13 protein-coding genes are annotated in these 15,647 nt (G+C 72.3%); 4 read left to right on the forward strand and 9 right to left on the reverse strand.

The features are described 5' to 3' along the window. Positions 1 to 9 precede the first annotated feature (9 nt). The 4 genes from M6G08_RS33765 to M6G08_RS33780 all read right to left on the reverse strand — a co-directional run bounded on the left by M6G08_RS33765 (position 10) and on the right by M6G08_RS33780 (position 4,163). Entirely contained in the window at positions 10 to 1,140 is a 1,131-nt protein-coding gene (locus M6G08_RS33765) for a dipeptidase (RefSeq protein WP_272590928.1), read from the reverse strand. 142 nt (positions 1,141 to 1,282) lie between these two features. Next, positions 1,283 to 2,461: a dipeptidase gene (locus M6G08_RS33770; protein WP_272590929.1), complete on the reverse strand. Its 1,179-nt coding sequence runs from the start codon at positions 2,459 to 2,461 to the stop codon at positions 1,283 to 1,285. Between the two features lie 5 nt (positions 2,462 to 2,466). After that, positions 2,467 to 3,009, reverse strand: coding sequence for a 5-(carboxyamino)imidazole ribonucleotide mutase (purE, locus tag M6G08_RS33775; RefSeq protein WP_029394366.1), 543 nt, complete (start codon positions 3,007 to 3,009; stop codon positions 2,467 to 2,469). Further along, positions 3,006 to 4,163: a 5-(carboxyamino)imidazole ribonucleotide synthase gene (locus M6G08_RS33780; protein ID WP_272590930.1), complete on the reverse strand. Its 1,158-nt coding sequence runs from the start codon at positions 4,161 to 4,163 to the stop codon at positions 3,006 to 3,008. The genes purE and M6G08_RS33780 overlap by 4 nt, the downstream gene beginning before the upstream one ends. A gap of 160 nt (positions 4,164 to 4,323) precedes the next feature. Here M6G08_RS33780 and M6G08_RS33785 point away from each other — a divergent pair, with 160 nt between their 5' ends. Next, the gene (locus tag M6G08_RS33785; protein WP_272590931.1) at positions 4,324 to 4,896 is read left to right on the forward strand and encodes a GtrA family protein; all 573 of its coding nucleotides are present in this window, start codon (positions 4,324 to 4,326) and stop codon (positions 4,894 to 4,896) included. Between the two features lie 236 nt (positions 4,897 to 5,132). On the opposite strand, the gene draK is transcribed toward M6G08_RS33785, so the two are convergent. Next, entirely contained in the window at positions 5,133 to 6,407 is a 1,275-nt protein-coding gene (gene draK, locus M6G08_RS33790) for a two-component system sensor histidine kinase DraK (protein ID WP_073729172.1), read from the reverse strand. 31 nt (positions 6,408 to 6,438) lie between these two features. Next, complete coding sequence (locus M6G08_RS33795; protein ID WP_272590932.1) at positions 6,439 to 7,116, reverse strand: response regulator transcription factor; 678 nt, start codon at positions 7,114 to 7,116, stop codon at positions 6,439 to 6,441. Between the two features lie 539 nt (positions 7,117 to 7,655). Between M6G08_RS33795 and M6G08_RS33800 the strand changes: the two genes are divergently transcribed. Then, entirely contained in the window at positions 7,656 to 9,152 is a 1,497-nt protein-coding gene (locus M6G08_RS33800; RefSeq protein WP_272590933.1) for an oligopeptide:H+ symporter, read from the forward strand. A 1,169-nt stretch (positions 9,153 to 10,321) separates the two neighbouring features. Here M6G08_RS33800 and M6G08_RS33805 read toward each other — a convergent pair. Together M6G08_RS33805 and M6G08_RS33810 are read right to left on the reverse strand one after the other, a co-directional pair. Beyond that, positions 10,322 to 10,888, reverse strand: coding sequence for an ATP-binding protein (locus M6G08_RS33805; RefSeq protein WP_272590934.1), 567 nt, complete (start codon positions 10,886 to 10,888; stop codon positions 10,322 to 10,324). A 188-nt stretch (positions 10,889 to 11,076) separates the two neighbouring features. Beyond that, entirely contained in the window at positions 11,077 to 11,454 is a 378-nt protein-coding gene (locus tag M6G08_RS33810) for an STAS domain-containing protein (RefSeq protein ID WP_272590935.1), read from the reverse strand. Positions 11,455 to 11,694: 240 nt separating this feature from the next. Here M6G08_RS33810 and M6G08_RS33815 point away from each other — a divergent pair, with 240 nt between their 5' ends. Next, a complete protein-coding gene (locus M6G08_RS33815; RefSeq protein ID WP_272590936.1) occupies positions 11,695 to 12,624 on the forward strand; it encodes an RNA polymerase sigma factor SigF in 930 nt (309 codons plus the stop codon). A gap of 241 nt (positions 12,625 to 12,865) precedes the next feature. Next, positions 12,866 to 14,428, forward strand: a complete 1,563-nt coding sequence (locus M6G08_RS33820) for an RICIN domain-containing protein (RefSeq protein WP_272590937.1) — start codon at positions 12,866 to 12,868, stop codon at positions 14,426 to 14,428. A 40-nt stretch (positions 14,429 to 14,468) separates the two neighbouring features. Here the strand turns inward: M6G08_RS33820 and hutI are convergent, their stop codons facing one another. Next, positions 14,469 to 15,641: an imidazolonepropionase gene (hutI, locus tag M6G08_RS33825; protein ID WP_272590938.1), complete on the reverse strand. Its 1,173-nt coding sequence runs from the start codon at positions 15,639 to 15,641 to the stop codon at positions 14,469 to 14,471. Positions 15,642 to 15,647: the final 6 nt, after the last annotated feature.

Below are 15,647 nucleotides of genomic sequence, written 5' to 3' on the forward strand. Positions count from 1 at the left end.
GAGGGCGCCTCAGCCGTCGAGGTCGGTGATCGTCGCCGTCGACGGCTCCCGGCGCGACTGGGCCGCGCGGGCGGTGAAGGCCGCACCGCGCAGTACGCGCTGGACGTTGCCCCAGGTCAGCAAGGCCACGTCCGCCTCGTCCCAGCCACGGCGCAGCAGCTCGGCGATGAGCCGCGGGTAGCAGGAGGCGTCGCCCAGCTCCAGCGGGTGCGCGGTTCCGGAGTCGTAGGTGCCGGACAGGCCGACGCTCTGCGGGCCGGCCACCGAGCGGACGTGGTCGAGGTGGTCGGCGACGTCCCGGACGGTCGGGCCGGTCTGCTCCGCGGTCAGCGGCACCATGCACAGGCCCCCGGCCGCGCCCAGCTCCACCAGCAGGTCGTCGGGGAGGTTGGCGGGGTGGGGGCGCAGGGCACGGGCGGCGGAGCGGGTGCACAGCGCGGGCGCCTTGGAGACGGCGAAGGTGCGGCGGACGGTCTCGGGCGAGGCGCCGGAGAGGTCGGCGATCACCCCGAGCCGGTTCATCTCGCGCACGACCTCCTCGCCGAACCGGGTCAGCCCCGCCTCGCTCGCCCAACTCGCGCCGGTGAGGGTGAGCACGCGCACGCCGAGCGCGTGCAGGGAGCGCAGGATGCCGAGGCAGTCGCCGACGGCGGCGGCGCCCGCGGGGCCCGGCAGCACGGCGACCCGGCCGCAGTTGCGGGCGTCGATGGCCTGCCCGGCGTCGTGGGCGAGGCGCAGGCCCTCCGGGTGGGCGCGCACGACCGTCTTGATCAGGTCCAGCTGCTCCAGGGTCGCGCCGACGGCCCGGTCCCCGTCGACGGCGTCGGGCAGGTGCAGCGACCAGAACAGCGCGCCCACGTGCCCCTCGCGCAGCCGCGGCACGTCGGTGTCGACGGCGGTCTCGCCGAGCTCCAGGTCGTACCAGGGCAGGTGCTTGAGCGCCCGGGGCAGGCCGCTGTAGCCGTCGGCGACCGGGTGGGCGGCCAGCACGGCGTGCGCCCGGGTCAGCGGCTCGTCGTCCGGGTCGGACACGGGCGCGTAGGGCTCCGGGGGAACGACCTCGGCGGCGGACGACACGGGCAGGTCGTCGAGCCCGGCGGCCTCGGTGCTGGTGTGCAGGTCGTCCTGGAGGTCTGCCATGGCGGGCTCCGTACGGTCGTCGTGCGTTACGGTCACCGTCGCACGGCGCGGTAAGGGCTTCCTGGTGGGTGGGGCGTTCGGGGGTACGGGCGCCCCACCCGGCCGGGAAGCGGGGCGGCGGCCCGCCCCGCCGCCCCGCGGCTCAGCCGTCCAGTTCCTCCAGGGACGCGTTGGACGGCCCCCGCGTCGCCCGGAGCCCGCGGGCCACGTCCTCCGCGTCGCCCAGCACCCGCACCGCGTTCTTCCAGGTCAGCTTGGCCAGGTCGGCCCGGGACCAGCCGCGGTCGAGGAGTTCGGCGACGAGTTTCGGGTAGCCCGAGACGTCGTCGAGGCCGTCCGGGGTGAAGGGCGTGCCGTCGTAGTCGCCGCCGATGCCTAGGTGGTCGACGCCGGCGACCTCGCGCATGTGGTCGAGGTGGTCGGCGACCGTGGACACGGTGGCGACGGGGCGCGGGACGCGCTCCTCGAAGGCGGCGTGCACCTTCATCGCCTCGGCACTGGAGTCGAGGTGGTGGAAGCCGTGCGCGCGCATGTTGTCGTCGGCCTCGGCCGTCCAGTCCACGGCGGCCTGGAGCACGAACTTCGGCACGAACGTCACCATCGCCACGCCGCCGTTGGCGGGCAGCCGCTCCAGCACGTCGTCCGGGATGTTGCGCGGGTGGTCGCAGACGGCCCGGGAGGAGGAGTGGGAGAAGATCACCGGCGCGGTGGAGGTGTCCAGCGCGTCGCGCATCGTCGTCGCCGCCACGTGCGAGAGGTCGACGAGCATGCCCTCGCGGTTCATCTCCCGCACGACCTCGCGGCCGAAGGCCGACAGGCCGCCGACGCCGGGCTCGTCGGTCGCCGAGTCCGCCCACGCCACGTTGTCGTTGTGGGTGAGCGTCATGTAGCGCACGCCGAGCGCGTACAGGGCGCGCAGGGTGGCCAGCGAGTTGTCGATGGAGTGGCCGCCCTCGGCGCCCATGAGGGAGGCGATACGTCCCTCGGTGCGCGCGGCCTCCATGTCGGCGGCGGTCAGCGCGGCCCGCAGCTCGCCCGGGTGGCGGTCGATGAGCCGCCGTACGCAGTCGATCTGCTCCAGCGTCGCCGTCACCGCGCCGGGCAGGTCCGAGCGGACGTACACCGACCAGTACTGCGCGCCGACGCCGCCGGAGCGCAGCCGGGCCAGGTCGGTGTGCAGGTGGGCGGACTGGTCGGCGGCGATGTCGCGGGCGTCGAGGTCGTAGCGGACCTGCTCGCGCAGCGCCCACGGCAGGTCGTTGTGGCCGTCGACGACGGGGAACTCGCGCAGCAGCTCCCGGGCCTGGTCCAGGGACGTCATCCGGTTCACTTCCCGAAGCCGAAGCCGGCCGCCGAGCCCGCGACCTTGTTGCGCAGCCGCTTGCCCTTCTCGGTGGCCTGGTCGTTGAGCTCCTGCTGGAACTCGCGCATCCGGGCCAGCAGCTCCTCGTCGTGCGCGGCGAGGATGCGGGCGGCCAGCAACCCGGCGTTGCGGGCGCCGCCGACCGAGACGGTCGCGACCGGCACGCCGGCCGGCATCTGCACGATGGACAGGAGGCTGTCCATGCCGTCCAGGTACTTCAGCGGCACCGGCACGCCGATGACCGGCAGCGGGGTGACGGAGGCGAGCATGCCGGGCAGGTGGGCGGCACCGCCCGCGCCCGCGATGACCGCCTTCAGTCCGCGTCCGGCCGCCTGCTCGCCGTACGCGATCATCTCGTGCGGCATGCGGTGCGCGGAGACGACGTCGACCTCGTAGGGGATCTCGAACTCGTCGAGGGCCTTGGCGGCGGCCTCCATGACGGGCCAGTCGGAGTCCGACCCCATGACGATGCCCACGACCGGGCTGACCGGGCTGGCCTGGCTCATTCGGTGATCGTCCCTCTCAGGTAGCCGGCAGCGTGACGGGCGCGCTCCAGCACGTCGTCGAGGTCGTCGCCGTAGGTGTTGACGTGGCCGACCTTGCGGCCGGGCTTCACGTCCTTGCCGTACATGTGGATCTTGAGCTGCGGGTCGCGGGCCATGCAGTGCAGGTACGCGGAGTACATGTCGGGGAAGTCGCCGCCGAGGACGTTGACCATCACCGTCCACCTGGCGCGCGGGCGGGGGTCGCCGAGCGGGAGGTCGAGGACGGCGCGGACGTGGTTGGCGAACTGCGAGGTGATCGCGCCGTCCATCGACCAGTGGCCGGAGTTGTGCGGGCGCATCGCCAGTTCGTTGACGAGGATGCGGCCGTCGCGGGTCTGGAACAGCTCGACGGCCAGGTGACCGACGACGTCCAGTTCCTTGGCGATGCTGAGCGCCATCTCCTCGGCCTGGAGGGCCAAGCCCTCCTCCAGGCCGGGGGCGGGGGCGATCACCGTGTCGCACACGCCCTTGACCTGCTGGGACTCGACGACGGGGTAGGCCACCGCCTGGCCGTGCGGGGAGCGGACCACGTTGGCGGCGAGCTCGCGGACGAAGTCCACCTTCTCCTCCGCCAGCACGGGCACCCCGGCGCGGAAGGGCTCGGCTGCCTCCTCCACGGAGTCCACGACCCACACCCCCTTGCCGTCGTACCCGCCGCGGACCGTCTTGAGGACGACGGGGAAACCGTCGCCCTCGGCGGCGCCCTCCGCCGCGAAGGCGGCCACGTCGGCCGGATCGCGCACGATCCGGTGGCGCGGGCAGGGCACGCCGATCTCGACGAGCTTCGCGCGCATCACGCCCTTGTCCTGGGCGTGCACGAGCGCCTCGGGGCCGGGGCGCACGGGGATGCCGTCCGCCTCCAGGGCCTTGAGGTGCTCGGTCGGCACGTGCTCGTGATCGAAGGTGATCACGTCACAGCCGCGCGCGAACTCGCGCAACGTGTCCAGATCGCGATAGTCGCCGACGACGACTTCGTTCACGACCTGCGCCGCGGAATCCTGGGGAGTGTCGCTGAGGAGCTTGAACCTGATGCCGAGCGGGATGCCCGCCTCGTGTGTCATACGAGCGAGCTGGCCACCGCCGACCATGCCGACTACGGGGAACGTCACACCCATAGCGTATCGGCCGCGGGGGGCCCACATGTTTACCGGCCGTTTCCCGGCCCTTCCCGCGGCCCCGGGCCCTCGTCCCGGGTCCGTCCGCAGGAAGATCGCGCGTCCGGGTGGTTAGCATGAACGGATTGACGCCAACCGACGGACGGGGGCCTGCACGACCATGGGACATGGTTCCTCGGGTGCTCATACGGCTCCCCCGGCTGCCCCCGGCCCCCGCGGCGCGCTGCGGGACCGGATCGACCGACTGGTCCGCGAGGTCGTGAAGTTCGGCGCGGTGGGCGGCGCGGGTGTGCTGGTCAACCTGCTGGTCTTCAACCTGGTGCGGCACGTGACCGACCTCGCGGTGGTGCGGGCAAGCATCATCGCGACGATCGTCGCGATCGTCTTCAACTACCTGGGCTTCCGCTACTTCACCTACCGGGACCGCGACAAGAGCGGCCGTACCCGCGAGATGTCGCTGTTCCTGCTGTTCAGCGCGGTCGGGCTGGTGATCGAGAACGGCGTCCTCTACACGGCGACGTACGGCTTCGGCTGGGACAGCCCGCTGCAGAGCAACATCTTCAAGTTCCTCGGCATCGGCATCGGCACGCTGTTCCGCTTCTGGTCGTACCGCAGCTGGGTCTTCCGCACCCTGCCGGCCCGGGAGCCGGTGACGCGGGCGGAGACCTTCCTGGAGCACGAGCACCCGACGGCGGTGCGCGCCGCGGACGGCACCCCGGCGGCCCACCGCTGAGGGCCGCGTGACCGCTGAGGGCGGCCAGGGCCTGTCCGGCGGATCAGGCAGGTCACAGGAAGCCGACGGCGCCTGATCAGTGCAGGTGAGCGGGGATGGGGGCCCCTCCCGCGCGAGCGAAGCCGAGCGTGGGAGTCGGCAACCGACGACAACGCCGCTGGGGGCACCGCGCACCCTTCAGGCAGTGGGGAAGGGCGTGCCAGGCTCACGTCTGCGGCATGATCCGCCGGACAGGCCTAGCGCACCGTGTCCTTCGAGTCCCCGGACGACTTCTTCGGCGGAGGCGTGCGGGACAGGAACAGGCCGAAGACCGGGGGCCTGCCCTGGAGGAGCTCCAGCCGGCCGCCGTCCGCCTCCGCCAGGTCGCGGGCCACGGCCAGGCCGATGCCCGTCGAGTTCCGCCCGCTGATCGCCCGCTCGAAGATCCGCGCCCCCAGGTCGCCGGGCACGCCCGCGCCCTCGTCGGTGACCTCGACGACCGCCTGGTTGCCGGTCACCCGGGTCCGCAGGGCCACCGTGCCGCCGCCGTGCATCAGGGAGTTCTCGATCAGCGCGGCCAGCACCTGGGCGACCGCGCCCGGGGTGCCCACGGCCGTCAGGTGCCGCTTGCCGGAGCTGACGATCGCCCGCCCCTCGCTGCGGTAGGCGGGGCGCCACTCGTCGATCTGCTGCTGGATGACGTCGTCCAGTTCGAAGGTGACGGCGGAGCCGCTGCGCGGGTCGCGGCTGTTCGTCAGCAGCCGGTCCACGACGTCCGTCAACCGCTCCACCTGCGACAGGGCGATCGTCGCCTCCTCCTTCACCGTCTCCGGCTCGTCGGTGAGGGTGATCTCCTCCAGCCGCATGGACAGCGCGGTCAGCGGCGTGCGCAGCTGGTGGGAGGCGTCGGCGGCCAGGCGGCGCTCGGCGGTGAGCATCCGGGCGATGCGCTCGGCGGAGGAGTCCAGCACGTCCGCGACCCGGTCCAGCTCGGGGACGCCGTAGCGCTTGTGGCGGGGGCGCGGGTCGCCGGAGCCGAGGCGTTCGGCGGTTTCGGCGAGGTCGGTGAGCGGGGAGGCGAGGCGGTTGGCCTGCCGGATGGCCAGCAGCACCGCCGCGACCACCGCGAGCAGCGCCACCAGCCCGATGATCAGCAGGGTCCGGCCGACCTCGCGGGTCACCGAGGAGCTGGGCTCCTCGACGAGGACCGTCTCCCCCTCCTCGCCGGTGGCCTTGCCGCGGATGACCTCGCCGGTCGGCCGGCTGCCGACCTCGATGACCGGCTCGCCGGGGATGCGGATCTCGGCGTACCGGGCGTCCCGGATCTGCTCGCGCAGGAACGCGGCGTCCACGGAGCCGGTGCCGAGCAGACGGCTGTCCACGATGCTGGCCAGCCGCACGGCCTCCAGGTCGACCCGCTCCTGGGCGGTGCTGCTGATCGTGCGGGTCTCGACGATGACGAGCGAGACGCCGAAGACGGCGATCACGACGAGCACCACGGCGAGGGTGGACTGGATCAGTCGACGGCGCATGTCCTCTTACCCGGGCAGGCCCTGCGGGGGCTCAGTTCTTCTCGAAACGGAAACCCACGCCGCGCACGGTGGCGATGTAGCGCGGGTTCGCCGCGTCGTCCCCCAGCTTCTTGCGCAGCCAGGAGATGTGCATGTCGAGCGTCTTGGTCGACGACCACCAGGTGGTGTCCCAGACCTCGCGCATCAGCTGGTCGCGGGTGACGACCCGGCCCGCGTCCCGCACCAGCACCCGCAGCAGGTCGAACTCCTTGGCGGTGAGCTGGAGCTCCTCCTCGCCCATCCAGGCCCGGTGCGACTCGACGTCGATGCGCACGCCGTGCGTGGCGGGCGGCTGCGGGGGCTCGACGGCACCGCGCCGCAGCAGGGCGCGGACCCGGGCGAGCAGCTCGGCGAGGCGGAACGGCTTGGTGACGTAGTCGTCGGCGCCCGCGTCGAGACCGACGACGGTGTCCACCTCGTCGGCGCGCGCGGTCAGGATGAGGATCGGCACGGCATGCCCCTCCGACCGCAGCCGGCGGGCGACCTCCAGCCCGTCCATGTCCGGCAGGCCGAGGTCCAGCACGACCAGGTCGATGCCGCCCCGCAGCCCGGCGTCGAGTGCGGCGGGTCCGTCCTCACGCACCTCGACCTCGTACCCTTCCCGGCGCAGTGCGCGGGCCAGCGGCTCCGAGATGGACGCGTCGTCCTCGGCGAGCAGTACACGGGTCATGAGCCGATGGTAGTCCGCCCGGAGCAGGGCCCGGGCCGTGATCGTCCCAAGGCTCCCGCGCCCGCACCCCAGCTGTGGACAAGCCGGACATCCGGTCGGCGAGCGGCCCGGCGCACCCCGCTCCTCGACCTGCGGGTGCGGGGTGCCATCCTGGAATGGACCTTCGAATGATCGTTCGCGGTTCCAGTCCTACCTGTGATCCGTGTCTCAAGTCCTTCCATACCGGGCGGTGTCCTGCCGTATGGTGAATCAGCGCCTGTAGCACCCAGAGGACCTTTGGCGACTGTTCGACGCTGAAGGTCTCTTTTGTGTGCGGGTCGACCCCCACGGTCGGCCTTGAAAGGAATGACCTGTGGCCGGGCCTCACCGCGTGCAGTGACGTACGCGAGGCGTGGATCCCGGTGGCCGCCGCCCACCGCTTCGCAATCCGGAGCGGAATCCCTCAGGCGTGGGACGGGCGGGGAAGGCCGCCGGTGCCGGCCGCCCCCCACCGGGCGCGCATCGCCTCATGAGCGCGTCCCGACCAGCAAGGATCGACCATGGCGTCCAGCCTGACGAAGGACTCGGTCACCCCGGGCACCCCCGGGTCCGAGAAGACCTTCTTCGGCCACCCCCGCGGACTGGCCACTCTCTTCATGACCGAGATGTGGGAGCGTTTCTCCTACTACGGCATGAGGGCTCTGCTCCCGCTGTACCTGGTGGCTCCCGGTGGCCTCGGCATGAACGCCGGCACCGCGACCGCGATCTACTCGGTGTACCTCTCCCTGGTGTACCTGCTCACGATGCCTGGCGGCTGGTTCGGCGACCGCGTCTGGGGCCCCCGCAAGACCGTCGCCGTCGCCGGCGGTGTGATCATGCTCGGCCACCTCACGCTGGCGCTGCCGTCCTCCGGCACGTTCTTCGCGGGCCTCGGCCTGGTCGCCATCGGCTCGGGTCTGCTCAAGGCCAACATCTCCACGATGGTCGGCCAGCTCTACAGCGGCCCCGACGACCCGCGCCGCGACGGTGGCTTCACCGTCTTCTACATGGGCATCAACCTCGGTGCCTTCGCGGCGCCGCTGATCATCGGCACCATCGGTGAGAGCGTCAACTGGCACCTGGGCTTCGCGCTCGCCGCGGTCGGCATGGGTCTGGGCGTGCTCCAGTTCCTGCTCGGCAGCCGCCACCTGGCCCCGCACTCCAGCGTCGTGCCGAAGCCGCTTTCGGTGGAGGAGAAGACCTCCACGCTGCGCAAGGCCGCGTTCTGGGCCGCGCTCGCCGTCGTCTTCTACGCGATCGTCGGCTTCTCCGGTGCCTACACCCTGAACTGGATTCTGGTCCCGCTGACGCTGCTCGGTGTGATCGTCCCGGTGCTGGTGCTGACCCGCATCAAGCGCGACAAGGAGCTGGACCGCACCGAGCAGTCCAAGATGTCGGCGTACATCTGGTTCTTCGTCGCCGCGGCCGTCTTCTGGATGATCTACGACCAGGGCGGTTCGACCCTGGCGATCTTCGCCGACTCCTCGACCGACACCAGCGTCTTCGGCTGGGAGTTCCCGGTCTCCTGGTTCCAGTCGGTCAACCCGGTCATCATCATGGCCCTGGCCCCGGTCTTCGCCACGGTCTGGCTGGCGCTCGCCCGCCGCGGCAAGGAGCCGAGCACGATCGTGAAGTTCTCGTTCGGCCTGGTGCTGGTCGGCGCGTCCTTCTTCCTCTTCCTGGCCCCGCTGGCCATCGCGGACGGCGGCCACAAGGCGGCCGCGCTGTGGCTGGTGGCGATCTACTTCGTCCAGACCTGCGGTGAGCTGATGCTCTCCCCGGTCGGCCTCTCGGTCACCACGAAGATGGCGCCGGTGAAGTACGCCTCGCAGATGATGGGCGTCTGGTTCCTGGCCGTCACCGCCGGTGACGCCACGACCGGCCTGCTCTCCATCGCCGGCGTCGACCTCAACAAGACGGGCATCGTCGCCGCGGAGGCCGCCCTGGCCGTCCTCGCCGGTGTCGCGATCTGGACGTACCGCAAGCGCGTCAAGGAACTCATGGGCGACGTCCGCTGAGCCCTGCGGGCCTGGCCGTACGGCTCTGAGATCCGAGAAGGGTCACCGCATCCCGGGTGGGTGCGGTGGCCCTTCGGGCGTTTGCGGGCCGCTGTGCGGGCGGGACCGCGCGGCGGGGCCCTTGAGATCATGCGCTCGGCGTGAGCAGCGAGGGGCTTGGCGGACGGACGGGCACGGGGACGCACCTACCTGGCGTCGGGGAGACGTTGTGTGAGGTCCGGCGGGGGCAGTTGCAGCGCCGGTGGAGCGGGCCTGGCGGGGCCCCAGGGCACGGGCAGGCGGGGGGCAAAGCCGCAGCCCCGGAGCGGGGTCGGTGGGGCCCCAGTACGGCACAAGGCCGACCGAGCCACAGCCACGGACCAGGGCCGGCAAGGCCCTGGAGCGGGCCCAGGGCCGACCCCAGGGCCCCCGACCAAGCCGCAGCCTCGATACGGGAAGAACCAGCAGGGGCCCGGGGCAAGGGCAAGGCCGACCGGAAGGCGACGCCGCAAAGCGGGACCGCGAAGGCCCAGGGGCACGGACGCACGACCGGGGGCTCCGACGCCGCACAGTGGGCCCCGCGAGACCAAGAGCAGACGCAGACCCGGCAGCCGCCCCCGAGGACCGAGGCCAGACACACGACCGAGGGCGCCGACACCGCACAGTGGGCCCCGCGAGACCAAGAGCAGACGCAGACCCGGCAGCCGCCGCCAAGAACCGAGGCCAGACACACGACCGAGGGCGCCGACACCGCACAGTGGGCCCCGCGAGACCAAGAGCAGACGCAGACCCAGCAGCCGCCGCCAAGAACCGAGGCCAGACACACGACCGAGGGCTCCGACACCGCACAGTGGGCCCCGCGAGACCAAGAGCAGCCGCAGACCCGGCAGCCGCCGCCAAGGACCAAGGCCAGACACACGACCAGGGGACCACGCCGCGAAGCGGGCCTTACTAGGTCAGGAGCAGACGCGGGGCGACAGAGCCAGCGCCTCCGAGTGAGACGGCCTGCGCGGGCCGGGGCAGACGTAAAGCCGACGAAGCGGATCAGACGGGTCGGGACGGAGCCGGAACGGCTGCGGCAGACGCCCCGAGCAGCCCGGGGTCCGGGGCGGAGCCCCGCGAGGGTCACCGCTTGACCTGCCGAGACGGGCGGGTGAGTGGGTGGGTGGGCAGGTGGGAAACCTCCGCCCCTACCCCGGCGCCCCCAGCTCCGCCCAGACCCGCTTCCCCGCCACCCCCGGCGTCCGCACCACACCCCAGTCCAGGCACAGCCGCTGCACGATGAACATGCCGTGCCCACCTGGACGCCCGGCCCGGTGCGGCGTACGCGGCGCCGGCTGCCCGGTCCCCCGGTCGGAGACCTCCAGCCGGATCACCTTCTTCTCGCAGGTGATCCACAGCTCGTCCGGGCCCTCCGCATGGAGACACGCGTTGGTGACCAGCTCGGACACCACGAGCAGCACGTCCTCGGCGGCGGCCCGCTGGTCCGCGGTGGCGGACGGCAGCCAGCCCCAGGCGTACAGCGCCTCGCGGGTGAAGTCACGGGCCAGCGGGACGACCCCGCTCGCGTCCTCGAAGCTCAGTCTGCGGGCCTGGCGCCCACCGCCCCCGGAAGCGGAGGCAGCCGTGGGCGCGGACGCCGCCCCGGGAGCCGCGGAAACCCCCGAAGAAGGCACCGGCGCGGACGCGGACGCCCCGGAAGCGCCGCTGGGCTCCGGACCGCGGTCGCCCGGCGAGTAGGGCCGGGTGGTGCTCATCAGCGCTTCACCTCACCGATTCACCAGTTCACGTTTCAAAGTCGTACGTCGTACACAGTCAGTTCAGGGAGTCTCCTGCCCGACCGGACCGTCCGAACACCCCTGTATTCGCCACGGAACTCGGGGCGAGGCGGGCACGCCCGCCCCAGGGAGCGCCCGAATCCGCCGTCGGCCGGACAAGGAGCAGCTCAGCCGGACTGGTCGGCCAGCGCGGCCTCAAGCGTGTCATGGAGGGTGAAGACCGCCTCGGCCCCCGTGATCTCGAACACGCGAGCCACCACCGGCCGCATGGCCACCAGGTGCACACCGCCCCCCGCGGCCTCCGCCTTCAGCCGCGCGCCGAGCAGGACGTTGAGTCCCGTGGAGTCGCAGAACTCCAGGCGCGAGCAGTCGACGACGAGCCGGTTGAATCCCTTGGCGAGACAGTCCTCCAGCGGCTCGCGCAACAGATCGGCGGTGTGGTGATCCAACTCACCCGCCGGTGTCACGACGGCACTGGGGCCCTCTTCCCGTACTTCGACCAGAAGCCGGCCCGACTGGGCACTGCCGACCGTCCCGCGGTCCATGCCGTTTCTCTCTCCCGAGGTCGTGACTGCTTGCTGACGCCCTCGAACACTACGCCTTCCCACCGCACTCCGACACCCGAACAACCGCACACAAACGGACATACCCACACAGAACACACTTGCGGTGGGCTCGGTAAACCCGGTAGGGCTAGTAAGACACGTAAACCGACACGGCCGGCTTTGGAGGCGCCGCACACCGCAGTGCACGTAACTGGCTTCGGCAGCCGTATGCCGAGAACGATGGAGGACATCATGTCACCCCGGCTCGACGGATCGCGTACCCAGGAAGCGACGTCGACACTCCCTCCGGAACATCTGGATCCCATCGAGCACCACGACGCGGTCGTCGCACCCGACGACGACGCACTCGCCGGGCTTCCGGACATCCCCGCGTACGACGAGGTCGCTCCCGCCGACGCCCGGGCCCTGTCCAGGACCCTCTTCGAGCGGCTGGAGTCGCTGGAGGAGGGCACCCACGAGTTCGCGTACGTACGCAACACGCTCGTCGAGCTCAACCTCGCGCTGGTCAAGTTCGCCGCCGCCCGTTTCCGCTCGCGCAGCGAGCCGATGGAGGACATCATCCAGGTCGGCACGATCGGCCTGATCAAGGCGATCGACCGCTTCGAGCTGTCGCGTGGTGTGGAGTTCCCCACGTTCGCGATGCCGACCATCATCGGCGAGATCAAGCGCTTCTTCCGTGACACCTCGTGGTCCGTGCGCGTCCCGCGCCGCCTCCAGGAGCTGCGCCTCGACCTGGCCAAGGCCGGCGACGAGCTGGCCCAGCGCCTCGACCGCGCCCCCACGGTGACGGAGCTGGCCGAGCACCTGGGCCTGTCCAAGGACGAGGTCGTCGAGGGCATGGCCGCCTCCAACGCCTACACCGCCTCCTCGCTGGACGCCCAGCCGGAGGAGGACGACGCCGAGGGCGCGCTGGCCGACCGGATCGGTTACGAGGACCACGGTCTCGAGGGCATCGAGTACGTCGAGTCGCTGAAGCCGCTGATCGCCGAGCTGCCCTCCCGGGACCGGAAGATCCTCTCCCTCCGCTTCGTCGCGGGCATGACCCAGTCGGAGATCGGCGAGGAACTCGGCATCTCCCAGATGCACGTCTCGCGTCTGCTGTCGCGGACCCTCGTGAAGCTGCGCAAGGGGCTCACGGTCGAGGAGTAGGCCAGCCATGGTCCAGTGATCCTCACCGGGTGACGCTTGCCCTCCAGGGGGGCGGTCCGAATACGGGCCGCCCCCCTTCGGGTTGCCCTCGCGGATCCGGTTCGCCGTTCGGAACCACCGCCTGTTACCCGGGGACACCTCTTTCCACCCGGGTCCCGTTCCACCACTATGAGCACCCTCCAAACTGGCCGGTACGTCAGCACCGGCGCGGTGCTGCGGCGTGGTGCGAGGAGGCGGACGGATGGCGCGGGGCGACAGGACCGACAGCGGTGACCGGGCCGGGGAGGAGTGGTACGCCGGCGCTTCCGACGCGCGGCTGACCGAACTGCTCCACGCCGACACACCCACCGCCTACCCGGCGCTCCGGGAACTCCGCGCGCGCCACCAGCCGTCGGTACTCGCCTACGCGCGCCTGTGCGCGGCCGGGGATTCGGCGGCGCGCCAACTGGCCGCCCGGGCCTTCACGCTGGCGGCCCGCCAGGCGGTCCGCGGCACGGACACGGGCGGGCCGTGGCGGCACCGTCTGCTGCTCCTCACCGGGGAGGTCGCGGCCGAGTGGGCGGCCGACGAGCGCTCCGCCGGACTGGACCCGGGTCTGCTCCTCGTCCTGAACACCGGGGGTCCCGGCTGCCCGGTCCCGCCCCTGCTCACGGCCTTCCGTTCGCTGCCGTCCCGCGCTCAGGGCCTGCTCTGGTACGACGTGGTGGAGCAAGAGCCCACCGACCGCACCGCCGCGCTGCTGGGCCTCGGCGGCCAGGACGTCACGTACGGCACGGCCCCCGCGCTCCAGTCACTGGCCCAGGCCTGCCTGCGGTACCGGCTGACGGCCTCGGACGACCCCCGCTGTGTGGACTTCCGGCGCCTCATCGAGGAGTCGGTACGGCCGGACAGCCCACGGGACAGCCCCGACCTGCACGCGCACATGGCGCACTGTCCGCACTGCACGGCGGCCCACGAGGAGCAGCACACCCTGCGCGACTCCCCCCGCACCGCCCTGGCCGAGGGCCTGTTGCCGTGGGCGGGTACGGCGTACCCGGCACGGGAGCCCGAGGCGCCGGGCGCCGGCGCTCCGCTCGCGCTGCCCGGGGCCTGGCCGCCCTCCCGCCGCTTCGCCCTGGCCTCGGCGGCCCTGGGCGTGGCCCTGGCTCCGCTGCTCTTCCTGCTGCTGTCACCGGACGACGCCCCGTCCCATCCGGCGGCGAACGCGTCGTCCCGCTCCCCGGCCGGACCGCCGCCGGTGACGGTGACGGCCACCGTCCCCGCGACGCCGTCCGCCTCCCCCACGCCCTCGTCCTCCCCCTCGGTCGCCCCGGGATCGCCCTCTCCTGCGCCGAGTCCGACGCCGTCGCGCACGGTGCGGCCGTCGCCGACGCCCTCCGCGCCGTCGTACCGGGCGCCGGACGGCACGTACGCCCAGGTGGTGAACGTCGCCTCGGGCCGGTGCCTGGACATCGACGGCGCCCTGGAGAAGGGCACGGACGTGGTGACGGCGCCCTGTACCTCCTCCCCGACCCAGCTGTGGCGGGCCGACGCCGGGCGCGGGGTGGTCCAGTCGTACGCCGACGACGACTTCTGCCTGGACAGCCGCGGCTCCGTCGACAAGGGCGTCGGCATCTGGGAGTGCGACTCCGTCGACGGGCGCAACGGCCAGAACCTGCGGTTCGCCGTGGACGCGCGCGGCGTGGTCCACCCGGGCATCGCCCCCGAGCGGGCGGTGACGCCGGGCGGGGGCGACGCGGTGGTGCTCGTCGGGGCGGACTCCGGCCGGACCGACCAGCGGTGGCGGGCCGGGGCCACCCGCTGAGCCGGTCCGGCGGGGATCGGACCACCCGTTCCGGAGGAGGTCAGACGACCCGTGCGCCGCGCCGCCACACGCCGTGGACCAGCGGTACGCCCGGCCGGTAGGCGAGGTGGACGTGGCTCGGGGCGTCGAGGAGGGTCAGGTCGGCACAGGCGCCGGGGGTCAGGCGGCCGACGTCGTCGCGGCGCAGGGCCGCGGCGCCGCCCGCGGTGGCCGACCAGACCGCCTCGTCCGGCGTCATCCCCATGTCCCGCACGGCCAGCGCGATGCAGAAGGGCACGGAGGACGTGAAGGAGGAGCCCGGGTTGCAGTCGGTGGACAGGGCGACGGTGGCGCCCGCGTCGAGCAGGCGGCGGGCGTCGGGCCACTGGGCGCGGGTGGAGAACTCGGCGCCGGGCAGCAGTGTGGCGACCGTGCCGCTGTTGGCCAGGGCGTCCACGTCGGCGTCGGTGAGGTGGGTGCAGTGGTCGGCGCTGGCGGCGTCGAGTTCGACGGCGAGCTGCACTCCGGGGCCGTAGGAGAGCTGGTTGGCGTGGATGCGGGGGTGCAGGCCCCTCGCCCTGCCCGCGGTGAGGATCGCGCGGGCCTGGTCGCCGTCGAAGGCGCCCTTCTCGCAGAAGACGTCGATCCAGCGGGCGTGCGGGGCGCAGGCGTCGAGCATCTCGCCGGTGACGAGCGCGACGTAGGCGGCGGGGTCGTCGGCCAGTTCGGGCGCGACGATGTGGGCGCCGAGGAACGTCACCTCGTCGGTGTGGCGGGCGGCGACGCGCAGGGCGCGGGACTCGTCGGCGGTGGTCAGTCCGTAGCCGGACTTGGTCTCGAAGGTCGTGGTGCCCTGGCGCAGGGCCTCTTCGAGGTAACGGGTGAGGCCCGCCTCCAGTTCCGCGTCGCTCGCGGCGCGGGTGGCGGCGACGGTGGTGCGGATGCCTCCGGCGCTGTAAGGACGCCCGGACATGCGGGCGTTGAACTCCTCGGTGCGGTCGCCGCCGAAGAGGAGGTGGGAGTGGGAGTCGACGAAGCCGGGCAGGACCGCCCGGCCGCCGGCGTCGACCCGATTGTCAGTGGCGGGTGCTTTGCTTGATTCACCGGTCCACGCGACACGGTCGCCGTCGATGACGACGGCCGCGTCCCGGACCAGTCCGAGGGGGGAGTTGTCACCCAGGGAGGGGTCGTTGGTGACGAGTGCGGCGATGTTGGTGATGACGGTGCTGCTCATGGTGTC

This window comes from Streptomyces sp. M92, from assembly GCF_028473745.1.
GTDB lineage: Bacteria > Actinomycetota > Actinomycetes > Streptomycetales > Streptomycetaceae > Streptomyces.